The 21,073-nt window shown below is 71.3% G+C and carries 17 protein-coding genes; 8 read left to right on the forward strand and 9 right to left on the reverse strand.

From position 1 onward, the window contains the following. The first annotated feature begins 1 nt into the window (after window position 1). Complete coding sequence (locus ACQEVZ_RS47415; protein ID WP_344500487.1) at window positions 2-352, forward strand: hypothetical protein; 351 nt, start codon at window positions 2-4, stop codon at window positions 350-352. 59 nt (window positions 353-411) lie between these two features. Beyond that, window positions 412-1,698: a YibE/F family protein gene (locus tag ACQEVZ_RS47420; protein ID WP_433380878.1), complete on the forward strand. Its 1,287-nt coding sequence runs from the start codon at window positions 412-414 to the stop codon at window positions 1,696-1,698. A gap of 21 nt (window positions 1,699-1,719) precedes the next feature. Here ACQEVZ_RS47420 and ACQEVZ_RS47425 read toward each other — a convergent pair whose 3' ends face one another. The 4 genes from ACQEVZ_RS47425 to ACQEVZ_RS47440 are packed head-to-tail and all read right to left on the reverse strand — an operon-like array spanning window position 1,720 to window position 5,516. Then, window positions 1,720-2,610: a dihydrodipicolinate synthase family protein gene (locus ACQEVZ_RS47425; protein WP_344500483.1), complete on the reverse strand. Its 891-nt coding sequence runs from the start codon at window positions 2,608-2,610 to the stop codon at window positions 1,720-1,722. Window positions 2,611-2,620: 10 nt separating this feature from the next. Further along, on the reverse strand, window positions 2,621-4,051 hold the full coding sequence (locus tag ACQEVZ_RS47430) for an FAD-dependent oxidoreductase (protein WP_433380881.1): 1,431 nt from the start codon (window positions 4,049-4,051) through the stop codon (window positions 2,621-2,623). After that, window positions 4,051-4,347: a (2Fe-2S)-binding protein gene (locus ACQEVZ_RS47435; protein ID WP_433380884.1), complete on the reverse strand. Its 297-nt coding sequence runs from the start codon at window positions 4,345-4,347 to the stop codon at window positions 4,051-4,053. The genes ACQEVZ_RS47430 and ACQEVZ_RS47435 overlap by 1 nt, the downstream gene beginning before the upstream one ends. Next, complete coding sequence (locus tag ACQEVZ_RS47440) at window positions 4,344-5,516, reverse strand: NAD(P)/FAD-dependent oxidoreductase (RefSeq protein ID WP_433380886.1); 1,173 nt, start codon at window positions 5,514-5,516, stop codon at window positions 4,344-4,346. Before ACQEVZ_RS47440 ends, ACQEVZ_RS47435 begins: the two co-directional genes overlap by 4 nt. 249 nt (window positions 5,517-5,765) lie before the next feature. Between ACQEVZ_RS47440 and ACQEVZ_RS47445 the strand changes: the two genes are divergently transcribed. The 4 genes from ACQEVZ_RS47445 to ACQEVZ_RS47460 all read left to right on the forward strand — a co-directional run bounded on the left by ACQEVZ_RS47445 (window position 5,766) and on the right by ACQEVZ_RS47460 (window position 10,471). After that, the gene (locus ACQEVZ_RS47445) at window positions 5,766-6,437 is read left to right on the forward strand and encodes a GntR family transcriptional regulator (protein ID WP_433380889.1); all 672 of its coding nucleotides are present in this window, start codon (window positions 5,766-5,768) and stop codon (window positions 6,435-6,437) included. Between the two features lie 198 nt (window positions 6,438-6,635). After that, complete coding sequence (locus ACQEVZ_RS47450) at window positions 6,636-8,153, forward strand: diguanylate cyclase domain-containing protein (RefSeq protein WP_433380892.1); 1,518 nt, start codon at window positions 6,636-6,638, stop codon at window positions 8,151-8,153. Window positions 8,154-8,295: 142 nt separating this feature from the next. Further along, entirely contained in the window at window positions 8,296-9,447 is a 1,152-nt protein-coding gene (locus tag ACQEVZ_RS47455; protein WP_433380895.1) for a PucR family transcriptional regulator, read from the forward strand. 88 nt (window positions 9,448-9,535) lie between these two features. Then, window positions 9,536-10,471, forward strand: coding sequence for a proline dehydrogenase family protein (locus ACQEVZ_RS47460; RefSeq protein WP_433380898.1), 936 nt, complete (start codon window positions 9,536-9,538; stop codon window positions 10,469-10,471). Between the two features lie 19 nt (window positions 10,472-10,490). Here the strand turns inward: ACQEVZ_RS47460 and ACQEVZ_RS47465 are convergent, their stop codons facing one another. The 3 genes from ACQEVZ_RS47465 to ACQEVZ_RS47475 all read right to left on the reverse strand — a co-directional run bounded on the left by ACQEVZ_RS47465 (window position 10,491) and on the right by ACQEVZ_RS47475 (window position 14,377). Next, complete coding sequence (locus ACQEVZ_RS47465) at window positions 10,491-11,846, reverse strand: aldehyde dehydrogenase family protein (protein ID WP_433380901.1); 1,356 nt, start codon at window positions 11,844-11,846, stop codon at window positions 10,491-10,493. 5 nt (window positions 11,847-11,851) lie between these two features. Next, on the reverse strand, window positions 11,852-12,853 hold the full coding sequence (locus ACQEVZ_RS47470; RefSeq protein WP_433380904.1) for a proline racemase family protein: 1,002 nt from the start codon (window positions 12,851-12,853) through the stop codon (window positions 11,852-11,854). A 177-nt stretch (window positions 12,854-13,030) separates the two neighbouring features. Beyond that, the gene (locus tag ACQEVZ_RS47475; protein WP_433380907.1) at window positions 13,031-14,377 is read right to left on the reverse strand and encodes an aminopeptidase P family protein; all 1,347 of its coding nucleotides are present in this window, start codon (window positions 14,375-14,377) and stop codon (window positions 13,031-13,033) included. A 365-nt stretch (window positions 14,378-14,742) separates the two neighbouring features. On the opposite strand from ACQEVZ_RS47475, the gene ACQEVZ_RS47480 reads away from it, so the two are divergent. Then, window positions 14,743-16,557, forward strand: coding sequence for an ABC transporter substrate-binding protein (locus tag ACQEVZ_RS47480; RefSeq protein WP_433380910.1), 1,815 nt, complete (start codon window positions 14,743-14,745; stop codon window positions 16,555-16,557). Between the two features lie 65 nt (window positions 16,558-16,622). Here the strand turns inward: ACQEVZ_RS47480 and ACQEVZ_RS47485 are convergent, their stop codons facing one another. Continuing rightward, entirely contained in the window at window positions 16,623-19,184 is a 2,562-nt protein-coding gene (locus ACQEVZ_RS47485) for a collagenase (RefSeq protein ID WP_433380913.1), read from the reverse strand. 292 nt (window positions 19,185-19,476) lie between these two features. Here ACQEVZ_RS47485 and ACQEVZ_RS47490 point away from each other — a divergent pair, with 292 nt between their 5' ends. Then, window positions 19,477-20,193, forward strand: coding sequence for a response regulator transcription factor (locus tag ACQEVZ_RS47490; RefSeq protein WP_433380916.1), 717 nt, complete (start codon window positions 19,477-19,479; stop codon window positions 20,191-20,193). Here the strand turns inward: ACQEVZ_RS47490 and ACQEVZ_RS47495 are convergent. After that, window positions 20,181-21,068, reverse strand: coding sequence for an ABC transporter ATP-binding protein (locus tag ACQEVZ_RS47495; protein ID WP_433380919.1), 888 nt, complete (start codon window positions 21,066-21,068; stop codon window positions 20,181-20,183). The two genes, ACQEVZ_RS47490 and ACQEVZ_RS47495, sit on opposite strands and share 13 nt — an antisense overlap. Window positions 21,069-21,073: the final 5 nt, after the last annotated feature.

Raw genomic sequence — 21,073 nt, forward strand, 5'->3', positions numbered from 1 at the left:
GATGCGTCGTCAGGGCAGCTGGCAGCCGCTGTTGTGGCTGTTGCTCGCCTTGAGCGTCGTGGGCTACACGGTCCACCCCGTCGTGCTGCTGCCGGAGCGCGCGCACGCCGTGACCGAACTGGTCGCCACCGCCGGCGACTGCGCATCGTCGAACCCGTCGGGTGCCGCGCAGGCCTCCGAACGCCCGATCGCCGACCACTCCTCGGCCCGGACGGTGGCGCCGCCGGCCGTCGATGCCGGCACCGCGCGATGCCACGAACTCACGCCACCGGCCGTCGGCACACGGCCGCCGGGATCGGCCGGGCCGCGCTCGGCGGTCGACCGCGCCCTGCTGCAGGTGTGGCTGCGCTGATCGGAGAGGCACTACACGCCTCAGCACCGAGATCACGCAACTGCCCCAGGAGAACATGCATGGGAACCGGGCACGACCACGCCACCGGACCGGCGGCGTCGCGGCGCATCCGCGTCATCATCATCGCCGTCATGCTGCTGGTGATCGCCGCGACCCTGGCGGCGATCGCCGTGCTCTGGCCCCGCGCCGAGCCGGCCCGCGTGGACGGCGACACCGGCAGGCGCCACCTCGGCACCGTCACCCGGGTCGAGCAGCGCGCCTGCACCCCGGACGAGATCGTCCAGACCCCGACCGGCATCGTCACCAGCCGGTGCGGCACGGTGGAGGTCCGCGTCGAGGACGGACCCGACGCCCGCCGCACCATCCGGACCCCGCTGCCCGACGGGCCGCAGGCGCCGCGCGTCTCGGTCGGCGACGAGGTCGTCATGCTGCTCGTCGACACGCCGGAGGGGCCGGAAGCCCAGCAGTACACCATCATCGACCACCAGCGCGGCAAGCCCCTGATCTGGCTCGCCCTCCTCGGCGCCCTCGTGATCGTGGTGTTCGGCCGATGGCGCGGGCTCGCGGCGCTGGCCGGGCTCGGGGTCAGCTTCGCCGTGCTGCTGCTGTTCGTCGTGCCCGCCATCGCCGCCGGTCAACCGCCGCTCGCCGTCGCGGTCGCCGGCTCGGCGGCCATCATGCTGGCCGTGCTGTACCTCACCCACGGCATCTCGGTGCGCACCTCCGTGGCGGTCCTGGGCACGCTCGCCAGCCTCGTCCTCACCGGTGTGCTGGGCGTGTGGTCGGTCGACCTGACCCACCTCACCGGCAACGGCGGCGAGAACGCGACCACCCTCGCCATGTTCTTCCAGGCCGTCGACCTGCACGGGCTCCTGCTCGCGGGCATCGTCATCGGCTCGCTCGGCGTGCTGGACGACGTCACCGTCACCCAGGCCGCGGCGGTGAGCGAACTGGCCGCCGCCAACCCCGGTATGACCCGGCGGCAGGTGTACCGCGCCGCGACGCGCGTCGGCCGGGCACACATCGCCGCCGTGGTGAACACGCTGGTCCTCGCCTACGCGGGCGCGTCGCTGCCGGTGCTGCTGCTCATCGCGGCCGGCAACCAGCCCTTCGCGGAGACGATCACCAGCGAGTTCCTCGCCCAGGAAGTCGTCCGCAGCGTCGTGGCCACGATCGGCATCGTCGCCGCAGTGCCGATCACCACCGCGCTCGCCGTGCTCATCTCGGTGGAGCGGCAGACGGCACCCGAACCGGAGCAACCGGCGGCCGCCACACCACCGGACGACGACCCGTGGCGCGACGACGACGGGGACGACCTGTGGACCTCCGCACGCCCCGCCGGGTAGCCACGACCGGTTCGGCGGCTGTCATCGCATGCCTGCCGCGAGCGCGTGTTCGACGGCTGTCCGGACCTCCCCGTCGTGCTGCGGCAGCAGCGGCATGCGGGGAGGACGGCAGGCGCCTCCGTGGCGTCCTGTGAGGTCCATGGTGAGCTTGATCGCCTGGACGAACTCGGTCTTCGCGTCCCAGCGCAGCAGCGGGTGCAGCGTCCGGTAGAGCGGCAGTGCCGTGTGCTGGTCACCGCTGACGGCGGCTCGGAACAATCGCACACAGGCTTCCGGCAGCGCGTTGGGGAAGCCGGCGATCCAGCCGGTCGCTCCGGCCAGGGCCATCTCGACGACGAGATCGTCGGTGCCGATCAGCACGTCCAGGTCGGGGGCCAGCTCGGCGAGCTGATAGCCGCGACGCGCGTCACCGCTGAACTCCTTGACGGCGACGATGGAGCCCTCGGCATGCAGTCGCGCCACCAGCTCCGGAGTGAGGTCGACGCGGGTGTCGTAAGGGTTGTTGTACGCCACGACGGGCAGGCCCACCTTGGCCACCTCGGCGTAATGCGCGAGCACGGCACGCTCGTCAGCACGATAGGCGTTGGGAGGTAGCAGCAGCACCGCGTGCGCTCCAGCCTCTGCCGCCTGCTCGGCCCAGCGCCGCGCGTCGCGAGCGCCGTAGGCGGCGACGCCAGGCACGACGGAGAATCCGTCCGGGGCAGCGGCGACCGCGGCGCGCACCACGTCGGCGCGTTCGCGTTCGTCGAGCACCTGGTACTCGCCCAGGGAACCGTTGGGAACGACACCGTCGCAGCCGGATTGCGCGAGCCAGCGCACGTGCTCTGCGTAGCCGTCCAGGTCGACGGACAGGTCATCCCGGAACGGCAGGGCGGTCGCTACGACGACACCGCGCCAGGGTGTGGTTGCCATGGTGGTTCTCCTAGGGTTGGGGTGCGGACAGATCTGGTGCGGCGTCTGCGAGCAGGCGCAGCGGCACCGGCTGAGCGATGGGCCGGTTGGCCCAGGTCGCGAGATCGGCCGGCGACGCCGGCCGTCCTCCGAAGTGGGTGATGAGCGTGGATACCGCGTGGGCACAGACCCGGCCCTGGCACCAGCCCATGCCGGCTCGGGTGAGCAGTTTCCCGGTCCGCGGTCGGGTGGCGCCGTCCTGCTCGACGGCCACGCGCACGCGTTCGGCGGGGACCTCCTCGCAGCGGCAGACGACCGTCTCCGGCGTGAGCCAGTCGACCCAACCAGCAGGGACCCGGTAGACGTCATGCATGGCGGCGGCGAAGCGGCGCAGTGCGGTCCGGCGGGACAGCAACCGGCGGGGCACCCTGCCAGGTTTCCCGACGCCGGCTCGGATCGCGAGGCCGGCGATGACGCCTTCCACCTCGGACAGTGCCGCGCCGCCGATGCCGGTCACCTCGCCGGCGGCGTAGACCGACGGCACATTCGTGCGCTGCTCGGCGTCGACGTCGGCGACCACGCTGCCGTCGACGTCGACCCGCGTGGCGCAACCGAGCTGCACCAGCAGCTCGGTCTGAGGCGTGAACCCGTAGCCGATCGCCAGGGTGTCACACGGCACGCGGCGCCGGGTGCCCGGCACAGGACTGCCGGCACGGTCCAGTCGCGCGACCGTCACCGCGGCAAGATGTGTGTCCCCGTGCGCGGCGACGACCGCCCAGCCGCTGTTCATCGGGATGCGATGGCGCAGCAGTGTCGCGTGGTGTCTCGCGGCCTCGACGAGCTTGCCGGCGTTCTGCGCGAGGGTCGTCGCGTGGCGCAGGAACCGGCTGGTACGCGCGGCCTCGTAGACCCCGACGACGGTGGCGCCGGCCCGGCCCAGCCCGGCGGCGACCGGCAGCAGGAACGGTCCCGACCCGGCGACCACCACCCGCTGGCCCGCGAGCACGAGACTTCCCTTGAGCAGCGCCTGCGCTGCGCCGGCGGTGAGCACTCCGGGGAGATCCCAGCCGGGGAACGGCAGTTGCCGGTCGTAGCCACCGGTGGCGATCAGCAGCGCCCGCCCGCGGATCGTGACGCCCACGGGCCGGCGCAGGTCGGTTACGGCACGCACAGTGATCAGGCCGTCTGCCTGTTCCACCGACCAGACGTGGTGATCGGGCAGGTGGGTGACTCCGGGGAGATCGGCGAGGCGATCGCGTAAGGCGGAGAAGTGCCGCCAGCCGTGATGCAGCGCCTGCGGCCGGGTGGCGTGGAACGCGGCCGGCGGGTGACGGTGGTACTGCCCACCCAGGCGCGGTCCGGCATCGACGAGTGCAACCTGGAGACCTGCCTGCCCGATGGTGTGGGCTCCGGACATGCCGGCCGGACCGGCGCCGATGACGACCGCGTCGTAGGTCGTCATCACATGGTCCCGGTGCGCACGACGTCGCCGGGGCGGGCCTCGATCTGGCATACGCGCAGCGCCGGACTGTCGTTGACGGTCATCAGGCAGTCGAAGCAGATCCCGATGCCGCAGAACAACCCTCGACTGCGGCCGGTGCCGCGCGTGTGCCGGGTGCTGCGCACCCCGGCCGCCCACAGCGCGGCACCGATCGTCTGCCCTGGGACGGCGCGCACCGGCTGGTCGTCCACGATGATCTCGAATGGCGGATCAGGATCGGCATGGACGAGCCGCCAGGGCTCGGGTGGTGGATTCACATCGCCTCCTCGGTGGGCGCACCGGTGCGCGCGCCGTCCGCCGGGTCGCTGAACCGGTCGGGCCGGAACGGATACAGGTCGAGGGTCGGCTCGGCGCCGGTGAGCACCTGGCCGATGAGGTGGCCGGAGGCAAGGGCGAGTCCGATCCCGGCGCCCTCGTGGCCGCACGCGTGCAGCAGTCCCGGCACCCGGGGGTCTGCTCCCAGCGCCGGCAGGTGGTCCGGCATGTACGGCCGGAATCCCAGGTAGGCCCTGATGACCGAGACGTCGGCAAGCACGGGGAACAGCTCCGTCGCGTGTCTGGCGAGCCGTGCCAGCACCGGTATCGGCATGGCGCGGTCGAACCCCACCCGCTCCCGGCTGGCACCGATGAGGACGGTCCCGGCGCGGGTGCCCTCGATGACGGGTGACACCTGCAGGTCGGTGGCGTCGCTCATGACGTCGGTCGTGTAGCCGGCGCCGTACACCTTGTGCCGGACGATCGTCGGTAGCGGCTGCGTGACGAGGATGCATCCGCGTCGCGGGAGCACCGGCATCCGTACACCGGCGAGCGCGGCCATCTGGCCTGCCCAGACGCCAGCCGCGTTGACCACGGACCCCGCCGGGATCGTGCCGCCCGGCGTGCTGACGCCGATCACCCGTCCGTGCCCGTCACGACGCATCGCGATCACCGGAGTGTCGGGGTGGATGGTGGCTCCGCGTTCACGGGCGAGGCGCAGCAGCAACGCAGCGGCAAGCATCGGCTGCACCTGGGCGTCCTGCGGGTATCGGACCCCGCCGGCGAGTCCCGGGGCCAGGTGCGGCTCGAGTTCGGCCAGGTCGTCCGCCGTGACGACCTGCGTCTGCACGCCGCCGGCTCGCTGCTCGGCGGCGAACCGGCGCAACGCCCGCATGTCGGCCTCGCCGGCCGCGACCACCAGGCCGCCCTTCGGCTCGTACTCGATGGCGTCGCCGTGCTCGGCGCCGAACTGCCGCCACAGCGTGCTGGACAGCACGGCGAGGTCGAGCTCCGCTCCTGGGCCTTTGTCCGAGACGAGGATGTTGCCCTCCCCCGCGCCCGTCGTGCCGCCGATGACCGGGCCCCGATCGAGCACCGCCACCCGCAGGCCCGCACGTGCCGCGGCGAAGGCACAGGCAGCGCCGACGATCCCGGCACCGATCACCACCACATCGGCTCCACGAGCCACATCCGACACGGCAGTAATATGTCACACACCACTGACGACCACAACATCCCGTGAGGCCCGGACCGGACCGCCTGCCGCACCCCGCATGTCCGCCGTGCCGGGAGTAGGCGAAAATGCCAGGACACCGAGCGGGCGCCCGTGCCCAGCACATCGAGGGTGGAAGGTGGCAAGCAGATGAGTCCGGGAGATCCATCAGGGGCGGGCGGACACGCCGGCCTCGGCCTACCGGTCATGCGTCACCGTCGCAGCCTCCGAGAGGACATCGCGCAAGCGCTTCGGGCCGCCATCATCGCCGGGCGACTGCGCCCGGACGTGCTGTACTCCGCACCCACGCTGGCGAGCGAGTTCGGCGTGTCCCCCACACCGGTGCGCGAGGCGATCCTCGACCTGGCGAAGGAAGACCTGATCTCCATCGCCAAGAACAAGGGCTTCCGGGTCAACTCCATCTCCGACGAGGAGCTGGACGAGATCACCCAGATCCGCGAACTGCTCGAGGTGCCGACCGTCGCGGGACTGGCCGGCCGGCTCACCGACGAGCAGCTCGGAAACCTGCAGTCGCTGGCAAGCAGCATCGTCGCGGCCGCGCAAAGGTCAGACGTCGTCGGATACATCGAGGCCGACACCGCGTTCCACCTGACGTTGCTCGGCTTCGCCGGCAACGCGCGGCTGACCGCGCTGGTCGCGGACCTGCGCAACCGCAGCCGGCTCTACGGTCTCGGCACGCTGCTGAACGAAGGCACGCTGATCGACTCGGCGAACGAACATCTGCAACTGGTGGAGCTGCTGCGCGGCAAGAACGAACGTGCGATCGTGAAACACATCCGCGGCCACCTGCGGCATGTCCGCGGAATCTGGGCGGATCGCCCCGAAACCACCCATCCGGCCGCCGGTGCTCCGAGCTGACGTCGCCATACGACACGCGACGCCGGCCGGGGATCGGATCAGGTGGGCGCTCATGTGCGGCCGGACCCCGCCGATGAGCTGATCGCCGTGTAGCCCTGAGCTCCCGGTGCGGCAGGAAGGCCACGAAGCGGATGAGGTGATCCGATGAGCGCGGTGCAGCCCCCGGAGCAACGAACAGCGTTTCGAGCCTTCACCGCAGTGTCAGCCGTCATCGGTGTCGCTGTCCTGGCGCTGTCCGGGACGCAATGGGCCGAGAAGGTCGGCCGGCCGCACGTGCTGCAGATGGATGCGGCCGCTGTCGCATTGACCGCGCTCGCGATCGCGGTGCTCGCCAGATCGCCCTTGGTGATGTCCGGCCTGCGCGCCGAGGTGACGATGCTGCTCGACACCACCGTGTATGTCGTCGTGGCGCACATCGTGCCGTTCAGCGTCGCCGTGCAGTGCGTCGCCGTCGGGATGATCGTCGCGTGCTGGACGCTGTCCATGAACACCATGGTCAGGGTGGCTCACCTCACCGCCGCGACGGCGGTGTGGGCAGGTGTCATCGCGGTCAAGCCGCTCGTGGAGATGTGGCTGAGCGGCTTTCCTCAGCTCCTTGCCAGCACGCTGGTGCTGGGCGTGCTCGGTGAGACCGGCACGCTCGCCGTCGTCGCCGTGACCGCCTACTTCGCTCGCGGCCGCAACGCGGTGGCACTGTTCACCGCGAGCGTCGGTGTCGAGTTCCTGGTCGGGTGCGCGCAGGGCGCGCTGGCGTGTCTGACGGTCGCGATCTTCCGCGACGCACCGGCCGCCACGCCGCTGCTCATCGTGCCGATCGGGATGCTGATGGTGATCTCCCGCGCGCTGGTCCGCTCACAGCTGGCCAACATCCGCAGCACGGTGCTCTCAGACGCCGTGCTGCACCTGCAACGGTGCACGGACCCGGCCGCGATCCAGCACGCCACGCTCGACTACGCGGCACGCATGCTGCGCTCCAGGCACACCGTGTACACCGACAGGCCGGCCGCCAAGGGCGAGATCTGCGCGGTCGTCCACCAGCCGGACGACACACCGCTGCGGCTGCTCGCCGAACCACGCACCACCAACGAACGGTTCCGCGCCGAGGACGAGCAGGCGCTGGCCGCCCTCGCCGCGACCTCGTCCGCGGCGCTGCGGGCCATCGATCTCATCGCCACCATGCGCTGGCGGGCCATGCATGACGCGCTGACGCAGCTGCCCAACCGGGCACTCTTCCTGGAGCGCGCCGACGACGCCTTGACCCAACGGCGGGAGGGCGAGCCGGTCGCGATCCTCTTCGTGGACCTGGACGGGTTCAAGGCGGTCAACGACACGCTGGGGCACGACGTGGGCGACGTCCTGCTGCAGGAGACCGCCACCCGCCTTGCCGAGATCGTCCAGACCCCGAACACGATCGCCCGGCTCGGCGGCGACGAGTTCTGCGTGCTGCTGCGCGACGTCGTCTCCCCCGCGGCCATCGATGACATCGTCGACGACATCTGCCGGCGCGTCGCCGAACCGGTCGTCGTCGCCGAGCGGCAGGCACGTGTCGGCGCGAGCATCGGCATCGCGATCGCCCCGGACGACGGCACCACCACCTCCGCGTTGATGCACCATGCCGACGAGCGGATGTACAGCCGCAAGCGCTCCCGGCGCAGCGCCGCCGCGGCGGCCGCGTCAGACGCGGGTCACGAGCTGTCACAGACCGCGGCGCTGTAGCGTCCGTCCTGCGGCGTCGCGCCGGGTCGCCGATACAGTGGGCGCCGGGGACGCCGGTCCGCTCGCACGGGCCCGTAGCAGCGTCAGGTCCGTGGTGTCGGGCCTCGGCCGCGGCGTCTCCGCGATGACATCGAGGGGCGCTGTGCACGACGAGATCGACGAACTGGTCGACGACCTGGCGGCGGCGGCCGGGCTCGCCGTGCAGCTCACCGACACCAACTTCAACTCCCTCACCTTCGGCCCGCACCGCGGCGAAGTCGACTGGATCCGGCGCGAGACACTGCTGACCCGGACCACGTCGGCCGAGATCCGCCGGTATCTGGACACCTTCAACGTGCGCACCGCCATGGGACCGGTGCACATCCCGGCCGACCCGTCCCGCGACACGATGGCCCGGCTGGTCGTGCCGGTCCGCAGCAACGGGCGCACGGTGGGCTTCCTGTGGTTCCTCGACGACGGCACCGCCGCGCACCCGGCCGTCCTCGATCGGATCGTCGCGGCCGCCGAGCGGCTCGGCCGCCTCCTCAACCGTGACGCGCACCGGCAGCAGCTCGTCGCAGACCGCCTGCGCGACCTCGTCGGCGAGCACGAACCGAGCCGCCAGGAGTCGATCCGCTTCTTCGAGGACCAGGGCTGGTCCGCTCGGCGCGTGGCGGTGACGGTGGCCGCGGCTGTCGATCCGGCGGCGCAGCCGATGGACCAGACGGCGGTCACCGAGGCGTTGGACGCGCCGCGGGGGCTGGACCGGAAGGTGCTGCGGGCCGTCCACGACGACGCTGTCGTGCTGCTCTCCCCCGCGGCGGCCGCGGAGGACCCGCGCCGCACGGCCGGACGCGCACTGGATGTCCTCGCCGCGGGCGGCGTCGCCGGCTGGGTCGCCGGGGTCGGCGGCGTGCATCCGACGCTCGCCGGTGCGGCGGACAGCTACCGGCAGGCGCGCTGCGCGCTGCGGGTGGCCCGGTCGATGTCCGAACACCGCCCGATCGCCGACTGGCCACGGCTGGGGGCGCTGCGGGTGCTCACACTGCTGCCCGTCCAAGCGCTCCAGCAGGCGATCGAACCGCGGCTGCTGCCGGTCCTCGCCGACGCCACTCTCGTCGAGACGCTGCGCACCTACCTCGTCGAGGCCGGCGACATCCGTCGCACCTGCGCCGCTCTGCACGTGCACCGCGGGACCGTCTACTACCGGCTTCGCAAGATCGAACAGTTGTCGCAGCTGTCCCTTCGCGACGGCGACGATCGGCTCACCATCCACACGAGCCTGCACATGGCGCGGCTCGCCGGCATGGCCTGACCGTCGTTCGACAATTGTCGAAAGCCTGCCCGGCACCGTTCGACAGCCGGCGATAGCCCGCGTGCCAGGACGAACCTACGGTGAGCTCATGCCGAACCAGCTGTTGCTCGCCGCGTCCCGCAGCCCGCGCACCCGCATGGCGGTGTCGCGCTTCCGCCTCACCCGGCGGCTGGTCGACCGGTTCGTCGCCGGCGAAGGCGAGCAGCAGGTCGTCCCGGTGGCAGACCGCCTGGTCCGGGCCGGCCTCACCGTGACGGTCGACCACCTCGGGGAGGACACCCGCACGGCGCAGCAGGCACGTGCGACCCGCGACGCCTACACAGCGCTGCTGGCAGCGCTGCACGGTGCCGGTCTCGCCGCGGCGGCGGAGGTGTCGGTGAAGCTGTCGGCGCTCGGCGCCGCGGTCCCCGGCGACGGTAGCCGGTACGCGGACGAGTACGCCCATGATGTCTGCGCCGCCGCGGCCGCCGCCGGCACGACGGTCACCTTCGACATGGAGGACCACACCACCGTGGACACCACTCTGTCGCTGGTCGGCCGGCTGCGCCCGCAGTTCCCCTGGGTCGGCGTGGCGGTGCAGACCTACCTGCGGCGCACCGCGGCCGACTGCAAGGATCTCGCGTATCCGGGCAGCCGGGTGCGCCTGGTGAAGGGCGCGTACGCCGAACCCGCCTCGGTGCTCGTCCGTAACGCACGCGAGGTCGATGCGGCGTACCGCGCGTGCCTGGAGACGCTGCTGCGCGCCGGTGCCTATCCGATGGTCGCCACGCACGATCCGGCGCTGATCGCCCACGCCTCGGCACTGACCGGTGAGCTGTCCGTGCCGTCGGACGGGTACGAGTTCCAGATGCTGTACGGCGTCCGCTCACAGGAGCAGCTGCGGCTCGCGCAGGCCGGCAACCGGATGCGGGTGTACCTGCCGTACGGCGACGACTGGTACGGCTACTTCATGCGCCGCCTCGCGGAACGGCCCGCCAACCTCCTGCTCCTGACGCGTTCCCTGCTGCCCGGCGCGCACCGATGACATCCGTACGCGGACCGGGTCAGCCGGGCTGGACCGTCACCGTCCGCACCGTGGTGTAGAAGTCCATCGCCGCCTTGCCCTGTTCCGGCGGACCGTAGCCGGAGGCCTTGACGCCTCCGAACGGCAGATGGAAGTCGACGCCGGTGCTCGGCGCGTTCACCTTCACCAACCCGGTCCCCAGCTCCTCCACGAATCGCAGCGCGTGTCCCAGGTCGGCGGTGTAGACCGCGCTCACGAGCCCGTACGCACCGCTGTTGGCCATCGCCACCGCGGTCGGCACATCCGCAGCGGTCTGCAGCAGGCAGAACGGTCCGAACGTCTCGTGCCGCGCCAACGCATGGCCTTCGGAGAGGCCGCCGACGAGGATCGGCGCGACCAGGTTGTCCGATGCGGTGCCTCCCGCCAGCACGGTGCCTCCCGACTGGCGGGCCTCACGGGCCGCGGCGAGCATGCGGCCGCGGGCCGCGTCGTCGATCACCGGGCCGCACATGGTCTTGGGGTCGCCGGGATCCCCGCACGGCAGCTCGTCGATCGCCATGAGCAGCGCCTCACGCAGTGGCTCGCTCGCCGCGCCGACGCCGATGATCCGGCGCGTGGCCGTGCACTTCTGTCCCGCATAGCCGTAGGCCGCGGCCACGATGTGCCGGGCCGCCCGGTCGAGGTCGGCGTCCGGCAGGACGATCGCCGGGTTGTGCCCGCCCATCTCCGCCTGCACCGGGACACCGGTGGTGACCGCGCGCGCCGCCACCACCGTCCCGGCCTGCACCGAGCCGGTGAACGACACCACATCGGTGGTGGAGGTCAGCACCTGGCCCTCGCTCGCATGCCCGGGGACCACCTCGACGAGCCCGTCCGGCAGGGGGCCGGCCAGCAGTTCGAACAGCCGCATGGCGCACGCGGTCGCCTGCGGCGCGGGTTTCAGCACCACCGCGTTGCCCGCGGCGAGCGCGGGCGCGGCCTTCCACAGGGGGATGGCGAACGGGAAGTTCCACGGCGTGATGAGACCGGCGACCCCGAGCGGGCGGCGGCGGGTGTACAGCAGCCCCGTCCCGGTCGGCTCGTGCACGGCACCCGCCGGGTCGTAGACCTGTTGCGCGTAGTACCGCAGGATCGCCACGGTCCGGTCCACTTCGGCGGTCGCCTCGGTGACCGGCTTGCCGACCTCCCGGACGGCGAGCGCGATGAGCTCGTCACGGGCCGCGTACGCCCGTCCGGCCGCCTCGGTGAGCGCGGCCGCGCGTTCGCCGGCGCGGCATCCGCCCCATTCGCGCTGCGCCAGGCGGGCCCGCTCGACGGCGGCGACGACGCCGCTCATTCCGGCGGCGGGAACGGTGACGACGATGTCGTCCGGTTGTTGTGGTGATCGGCTCTGCACGGATCTCACAGCAGGAAGCCCTTCGGGAAGGGATCGGTCGGGTCGAGCAGGTACTGCGCGGTCGCGGTGATCCAGGCGCGGCCGGTGATCGCCGGGACGACCGCGGGCCGGCCGGCCACGGTCGTCGCCGCGACGAGCCGTCCGGTGAACTCGCTGCCGATGAACGACTCGTTGCGGAACTCGGCGTCCAGCGGCAGCTCGCCGCGGGCGTGCAACTGGGCCATGCGCGCGCTGGTGCCGGTGCCGCACGGGGACCGGTCGAACCAGCCTGGATGGATCACCATCGCGTGCCGCGACCGTTTGGCGTCCGAACCCGGCGCGGCGAGGTAGACGTGCCGGCAGCCGGCGATGCCCGGATCCTCGGGGTGGACGGGTTTGCGCTGCTCGTTGACCGCCGCCATGACCGCCAGTCCGGCCTCGAGGATGCTGCCGGCGGCGCCGCGTTCGAACGGCAGTCCCAACTGCTCCAGCGGCAGGATCGCGTAGAAGTTGCCGCCGTACGCCATGTCGTAGCGGACGTCGCCGAACCCGCCGACGGTGACGGTCAGGTCCGCCGCGTCCAGATACGCCGGCACGTTGGTGAGGGTGACGGCGGTGGCGGCGCCGTCCTGGACGTGCACGTCGACGACGACGAGGCCGGCGGGGGTGTCGAGGCGGATCGTGGTGACCGGTTCCACCACCGGCACCATGCCGGTCTCGACCAGGACGGTCGCGACGCCGATCGTGCCGTGCCCGCACATCGGCAGGCAGCCGGACACCTCGATGTACACCACGCCCCAGTCCGCGTCCGGGCGGATCGGCGGTTGCAGGATCGCACCGCTCATCGCGGCGTGGCCGCGTGGCTCGAACATCAGCAGCGTCCGCACGTGGTCGAGGTGTTCGATCACGTACCGGCGGCGCTCGGCCATGCTGTTGCCGGGAATCAGGCCGACTCCCCCGGTGATCACCCGGGTCGGCATGCCTTCGGTGTGCGAGTCGACGGCGTGGAACATGTGTCTGGAACGCATCGGGTGGCCTCCGCGGCGCTGGTCCGGTCGTGACGGTGTTTGGGGTCGTCGATGGCTGGTCGGTTCGTCCGTGGGGCCTGCAAGCCGGTCAGCGCAAACCGTTGCCCCCTGTCCAGGCATCCCGGACAGGGGGCAACGGCCCCACCCCACGGAAAGGTCTCGGCGGACGCCCGTGCGTCAGGCGGCTGTGCGGTGCATCCACGACTCGACATCCGCCGCGGTGCGCGGCAGGTCGGCCGACAGGACCCGGTGGCCGTCGGAGGTGATGAGGATGTCCTCCTCGATACGGAATCCCATGCCCCGCAGTTCAACCGGGATGAGCTCGTCGTCAGGCTGGAAGTACAGGCCCGGTTCGACGGTCAGGACGTGCCCCGGTTCGAGCACCCCGTCGAGGTACCGGTCGGCGGGTGCCAGCGCACAGTCGTGGACGTCCAGGCCGAGCATGTGTCCGGATCCGCACAGGGTCCACCGCCGGTAGACGCCGGACTCCTCCTCGAGCGCCTCGGCGGCCGTGCACGGCAGGACCCCGAGGTCTTCCAGGCCCTGGGCCAGCACCGCCATGCCCGCCCGGTGGAAGGCGCGGAACGGTGCGCCGGGGCGCAGGCAGGACAAGGCCACATCGTTGGCCCGCCGGCACAGCTCGTACAGGTCGCGTTGCAGCGGGGTGAACCGTCCCGAGATCGGCAGGACCCGCGTGATGTCGGCGGTGTACAGCGTGCGGGTCTCGACGCCCGCGTCGAGCAGCAGCAGGTCGCCGTCGCGAACCGGGCCGTCGTTGCTGGTCCAGTGCAGCGTCGTCGCGTGGGCGCCGGCCGCGACGATCGAGTGGTATCCGACGTCGTTGCCCTCCACGCGCGCCCGCGTCCAGAAGACGCCTTCCAGGTATCGCTCCGACGTGTCACGTGCCTGCGGCAAGGCCCGGACCACGTCCTCGAACCCGCGGGTGGTCGCGGCGACCGCGTGCTCCAGCTGCGCGATCTCCCACTCGTCCTTGATCAGGCGCAGCTCGTCCAGCGCCGCGGCGAACTCGGCGTCGGCGCCGCTGCCGTCCGCCGGAACGAGCCGGTCGACGCGCGGATCGACGTCGCGCAGGACGAGCGTCGGCGCGGACGACCGCAGCTCGTGCTCCAGCTCGGTGATGTGCCGGGTGGGAATGTCGCAGCGCCGCGCGGTTTCCAGCAGCGTGGGACGCCGGCCGTTCCACAGCTCGCCGTAGCGACGGTCGCGGTAGAACTCGTCGTCCTTACGGTCGCTGCGCGGGCGCAGGAACAGCGTGGCGGACCCGTCCGGCGAGATGACCAGGACCCCGTCGGAGGTCTGATCGCCGGTGAGCCAGGTGTAGTTGGAGTGCGGGCGGAACCGGAAGTCGGTGTCGTTGCTGCGGCGCAGGTCACCGCCGGCGGGCACGAGGAGGCGATGGCCGGCGAACTGGGCGTGGAGCCGCTCCCGACGTGCGCGGGTGAACGGCGCGACCGGGTCGGCCGGTAGGTCGGCCCGCTCGGTGTCCGCCCAGCCGGTTCGCATGAACTCGGCCAATGTTCGGCTGACGGCTAGGTCATGGCTGCCGGTACGCAGCGGCGGCTGTGTCACGAGGTCCTTCTACGGGGTCGGTGGCGCTGGACGGCCTGCGCTCCGCTGGTCCGACTCGCGGCTGACGCGGCAGGCGTGCAGCCAGAGTCGCACCGCCGGTGCCGGGCGGCTCATCAGCCGAGGCATAGAAGTTCGCTATGGCAGCGCGCGGTCGCACCGGTTCGACCTCCGGCCGCGTCCACGTGTCACCGAGCCGGGCCCAAGCATGGACACTGTAATATGTTACAGATAACATCGCACGCTGCACGGGGGCTAATCCCACGCGGGCCGTATCGGCCCGGTCCAATCGAGGGGTCGCCATGCAGCTGCCGCACCCGAAACCGTCGGCAACCGTCCCGCCGGTCCTACCAGCACCGGTCCGAGCACGAACCGACCCGCCGCCGGGCACGCCGTTCACGGCCGGCCGGCCGCCGACCGGCGGCACGACCCGACCCGGGATCGGGTTCGTGCTCGTCGCAGCGCTCGCGCTCGGCGCGTGCCAGGACGACGGCGGCGGGCGGGAGCTCGTGCCCCACGACGGCGGAACCCTGCACGTGGTGATCGGTGGGGCGCTGGCGCATCTCGACCCACAACGGGTGTACGCCGTCACCGAGGCCAACGTGAGCCGGCTGCTCACCCGGACCCTGACGACGTTCAGGTCGGTGCCGGGTGCGGCCGCGAGCGAGGTCGTCGGCGACCTGGCCACGGACGCGGGCCGGCCGAGCGAACGCAATCAGGTCTGGGACTTCACGCTCAAGGACGACGTGCGATGGGAGGACGGCGCCCCGGTGACGTGCGCCGACGTGAAGTACGGCATCCAGCGCAGCTTCGCGCCGCAGTTCGACGACGGGGCGAAGTATCCCGGCCAGTACCTGCAACCGAATCCGAAGCCGTACACCGGCCCGTTCACGACCGGCGGCGACAGCGCGGGCCTGCGCTCCGTCGAATGCCTGACGTCGCAGAGCATCCGCTTCCACCTCAAGCAGCCCGTCGGCGACTTCGGCTACGCCGTCGCGCTGTCGGTGTTCGCGCCGGTGCCCGCCACGAAGGACACCGGGGAGGCCTACGACCGGCGGCCCTACTCCAACGGACCGTACAAGATCGAGTCGGCGACGGCGCAGGAGCTGGTGCTGACCCGCAATCCGTTCTGGCACCGCGGCACCGACACCGTTCGCGGCGCGCACCCGGATCGCGTGGTGGTCACCTGGCGCAACGACACCACGGCGGTGACCGCGAACCTCATCGACAGCGACGGCGCGTGGGCGGACACGATCGCGATCGACCGGGACGCCGCACCGAACTTCGTCCAGCAGATCATCAACGATCCGTTGCTGGCCGGCCGCGCGGTCATCGGCAGCACCGGCGGGGTGCGGTACTTCGCGCTCAACACCCGCACCTTGCCGGGCCTCGCCTGCCGGCAGGCGCTCACCTACGCGTTGAACAAGCGGCGGCTGCGGGCCTCGCTGGGCGGCTTCGTCGTCGGGGAGTTCGCGACGACCATGCTGGCGCCGCAGTTGAAGTCGCACCGGGCGTTCGATCTCTACGGTTCAGCGGCGAATCCGGACGGCGACCCGGAGCGTGCGCTGCGGTTGCTCCAGCAGGCGGCGGCGACCGGCCGGCCGTGCCCGGCGCGCATCCGGCTGGCGTATCCGAACTCCAGCGACGTCGCGCGGGCGATCAGCACGGTGGTGGAGTCGTATCAGCGCATCGGTGTCGAGGTGGTCCGTCGGCCGTACCCGTCCCAGTCGTACTACTCGACCGGCATCGGTGACCCCGCCAACGGCAACGACATGATGTGGGCCGGCTGGGTGCCGGACTGGCCGAACGGCTCGGCGGTGATCCCGCCGCAGTTCGACGGCCGGAACGTGCCGAGGGACGGCTCTGCCGGCAACACCGACTACGCCAACTTCAACGACCCGCGGATCAACGCCATGATCGACGAAGCGCTGGCCGAGTCGAACCTGGAGCGGCAGTACCGGTTGTGGGGCGCCCTGGACGAGGCGATCCAGGCCCGGGCCGTCACCATCCCGGTGTTCTACATCAAGGCGTTGCGGATGGCCGGCGCGAACGTCCGCAACGGATTCATCCACCCGCAGTTCGGCCAGCCGGATCTGTGCGCGCTCTACCTTTCCTGACCGGCCACACGGGGAGGCTCCCCGCGCCGGGTGCGGCGCGGGGAGCCTCGTGAAACGGATGCCGGTCAGTAGCGGGTGCTGACCGTGACGCCGGAGCAGGCGGTCCGGCCGTACAGGCTGATGTAGTTGTAGCCGGCGGGCGGGTTGGTGATGGTGAGTGTTTCGGCGTTGGTGCTGCCGGTGGAGGATCGGGAGTAGTTGGTGGTCGTCGCCCAGCTGGTCGGGCTGTAGTACAGGTCGCAGTTGCCGGTTCCACCGCCGGCGGCGATGGTGAGGGTCGTGACGCCGGACGGCAGGTACATGTACAGGTAGTTGTAGTTGCCGGCGGTCGCCGACCGCGCCGAGCGCTGGCAGTTGCGGTCGAGGACGCGCGTGTCGGATCCGGTGCACTCCGGCAGCGTGGTGCCGCCGCCGGTGGACACGGAGACCGACTGGGTCGTCGTGGCGGTGGCGCCCTGGTTGTCGGTGACCTTCAGGGTGACCGTGTAGGTGCCGGCCGCGGTGTAGGTCTTGCTCGGGTTGGCGGCGGTGGAGGTGGTGCCGTCACCGAAGGTCCACTGGCGCGACGCGATGCTGCCGTCGCTGTCGGTGGAGCGGTCGGTGAAGGTGGCGGTGAGTCCGCTGGTGGCGACGGTGAACGAGGCCGTGGGCGGCTGGTTGGTGGGCGGAGTGGTGCTGCCGCCGCAGTCGCCGGCGGCGCAGCGGGTCAGCCACGCGTCGAAGTCGGCGTCGTACCGGCTGCCGATGGTGCTGGTCAGGTAGCTGCGGGCGGTGGTGTACGCACCGGTCCGGTAGTAGCCGAGGAGGGTCATCATCTCGGCGCGGTGCGACTGGAGCATGTACCGGACGGCCAGGTAACCCCAGTTGTAGATGCGGGTCTGGTCATTGCTGTAGGTGGTGTCGAACAGCGTACGCAACGTGTAGGTGTGGTAGCCGGCCTGCGTCTGCGCGGAGGTATAGGCCACGTTGCGGTACGAGTACGAGATGTACTCGGCGAAGCCCTCGATCCACCAGATGGTCGGCGTGGTGACGTTGGCGTTGAAGTCGCCGTACATGTCGAAGCGACCGTCGAGGAAGTGCGTGTACTCGTGGTTGAGGTTCCAGATCTGGAACACGGGCCGGACCCACTCGGCCTCGTAGGCGATGAACCGCGCCTGGTTGTTGGGGTCGGACGGGGTGCCCTCCAGGTACATGCCGCCGTTGTTGGTGTCGATGCCGTAGATCGCGCCGGCGTACGTCTGGTAGTCGGTGCTGGAGTCGAACACCACCACCTCGATGTCCGAGTTCACGTCGCCGGCGACGGGCCCGCTGTCGGCGACCACGCCGTGGAAGTACGCGTCCTGCGACAACAGGCTGCTGCACGACTGGCTGAGCTCGGACGAGGTCATGCTCTGCGCGACGATCCTGATCGACGCGCTGCAGGTGTAGTTGATCGGCAGCACCGAGCTGGACAGCCGGGCGGAGAGGTTGCAGGTGTTGTAGTAGCTGCAGTTCGCCGCGTCGTAGTACTGCGTCATCTCGGCCACGCCGACCCACAGCGGCGCGGTGCGGCCGGTCATGCTGCTGCTGGACAGCAGCCCGCCGGCCAGCGGCCGGACGGTGGGCTGCAGCGTGGTCTCCTGCAGGAACCGGCCGAGCTCCCGGCCCGCGTTGGAGGTGAGGTAGGCGTTGTCGGTGCCGAGCAGGTCGAGGTGGCCCGACGCGAAGTTGTACAGGTTGTTCAGCACGGTGCGGTCGGACTGCACCGCGGTGACGAACGCGGGCACCTGGTGGCCCCGGAAGAGCACCGTGTAGACGTTGTTGACGGCGCTGAGCATGTACCACGACGCGTTGTACGACGAGTTGTAGCCGGTCAGGAGCCGGTTCACGACGTACAGGTACCGTGCGTTCTCCTGCGCGCTGTCGATCAGCGTGACCGCCTCGGCGAGGGTCTCGCCGTTGGCGTCGGTGACGTCCCAGGCACGCGAGCCGGCGAAGAACGCGTCCAGGCCGGACCGGATCGCCGTCTGCAGTGATGTGCCGTAGGTGCCGACAGAGGTGTCGTACCACTGCACGTAGTAGCCGGCGCGCAGGTAGAGCACCAGCTGTGGCATCCCCGTGCTGGAGTTGCCCGGGTAGCTGGATGCGCCGTCCCGCACCGCGTACGCGACGCTGGCCATCTGCGCCTCACGGAAGGCGTTGTACGCGTCGCTGCCGGAGAGGCTGAACAGGCTGTTGATGCAGTCCACCGACGACGACTTGATCTGGCTCACCAGCGCGGATCCGGTCCGGCTGGTGAAGTCGGAGGTGTTGCAGGCGGCCGCCGCGAGCGAAGCGCGGTCCGACGGGCGGGCCTGGCGGACGGTGGCGGCCGGCCGGTCGTAGTCGGTGCGGGTGGCCGTGTTCGCGGCCGGTTGCGGCGCCCGGCGGTTCACCGGCTGCGCCTGCCTGTCGAGGTGCCGGTCGGTGGTGGCGAGGTCGGCCGCGGCGGGCGGTGCCTTGGTCGTGCTCGCCGAGGCGGCCGCCGCACCGGAAGGTGAGGCGGGGCCCGCGGCCGCCGGCACCGCCGTCAGTCCGCCCGCGAGAGCGAGCAGCAGTGCGGCGCCGGACAGCCGGGCGATTCTTCGCCGGAGCTGGCTTGTGGTCATGCGATCTCCTTGGGGGTTTGGCGAGCCGAAGCACGGACCACAGGTCACGTGATTACATGCTTCGATGTGTTGCTCGGCGCTGGACGCTAACCAGCGCGGGAGATCGGCGACAACCGGTCCACATGGGACAGTCAGGTTCGGTGGGGCGCCAGCTTTCGGCAACCTTTACGGCGCCGGCCGAGCCGCGTGGCGAGCCGCTGCGATCAGTGGACGCTATGGTGCCGGCTATGGGGATCGAGGCCTTCGACGTGAAATTCTGCGGACGTTCGGACCCCGACCTCGGATGGCTAACGTGGCGAACCTCCTGCTCATCGACGAGGACTCCGCATACCGGCGGGCCCTGGCCAGTGGGCTGGCCCAGTACGGACACGTCGTGTCGGACGTGTCGCTGCACGCGGCCGGCCGGGTGCTGGCCGACCTCACCTGCCACACCCACCAACGGCCCGACGTGGTGCTCATCGACCCGTTCCTGCCGACGGTGGACGGATTGCTGCTGCTGCGGTTGATGTGCCTCGGATCCCGCCGGCCGGTCATGCTGCACACGGCGGAGTGTCCCGAGGAGCAGGTGCTCCAGGCCCTGCGCGGTGGCGCGGACGGCTACCTGCCCAAGCCGGCTCAGCCGGCGGTGGTGGACGCGAAGGTCGGTGCGTTGCTGCGCCGGGTGCCGGCCGCGCCGCCACCGGCGCCCTGTGTCGTCGGCGCCCTGCGGGTCGACGTCGCTGAGCGCCGGGTGTCACTGCACGGCGTGCCGGTCGCCGTCACCCGCAGCGAGTTCGACCTCCTGGCGTGCCTCGCCGAGCATCCCGGACGCGTGGTGTCCCGCACCGTCCTGCGGACCCGGCTCGGCCGCGGCGGGACGACGTCGATCAACGGCATCGACGTGCTGGTGCACCGGCTGCGCGCCAAGCTCGGTGAGCCGGCGGCGCCGGTGCGCTACCTGCATACGGTCCGCGGCAAGGGCGTGTCACTGCACGCCGCCGACCGCGGGGTCCAGCATCACCGGATGTGACAGGCCGCCCGGTGCCCGGCGGCACGAAGTGTGAGCGCCGGTTCCGACTCGGCGCACACCGGTGCGGCCACCGGGCAGCGCGTCCGGAAACGGCATCCCGACCGCTGCGCGCCCGCCTCCGCGGCGACCGGGGACGCCGACGGGACACGGATGCGTCGCGGGCTCCCCCCGCGCAGCCAGGCGATGTCCGGGACCGCGGCCATGAGGGTCTGCGTGTACGGATGCCGCGGGTCGGCGTAGATCTGCTCGCGGGCGCCGATCTCCACGATCCGGCCCATGTACAGCACGGCGACCCGGTCGCAGAAGTGCCGCACCACGGCGAGATCGTGGGAGATGAACAGGAACGCCAGGCCGAGCTCGGCGCGCAGGTCCTCCAGCAGGTTCATCACCTGCGCCTGGATCGACACGTCGAGCGCCGACACCGGCTCGTCGGCGACGATGAGCCGCGGCCCGACCGCGAGCGCGCGAGCGATGCCGATGCGCTGCCGTTGCCCGCCGGAGAACTCGTGCGGGTAGCGGCCGGCGTGGGCCGGGTCGAGGCCGACCTGACCGAGCAGCTCCCCGATCCGATGCGCGACCTGCGATTTGGGCACCGTGTCGTGGACCCGCAGCGCCGTGCCGAGGATGTCGCCGACCGTGTGGCGCGGATTGAGCGAGGAGTACGGATCCTGGAAGACCAGCTGGACGTCGCGCCGGAACGGGCGCATGGCCCGCCCGGACAGCGTCGAGATGTCGCGCCCGGCGAGCCGGATCTCGCCACGATCCGGGCGGAGCAGCCGGGTCACGAGCTTGCCGATGGTCGACTTGCCGCTGCCCGACTCGCCGACCAGGCCGAGCGTCTCGCCGGGACGCAGGTCGAACGCGACACCGTCCACCGCTG

The sequence above is a fragment of the Dactylosporangium sp. CA-152071 genome (assembly GCF_050936335.1).
Classification (GTDB): Bacteria; Actinomycetota; Actinomycetes; order Mycobacteriales; family Micromonosporaceae; genus Dactylosporangium; species Dactylosporangium maewongense.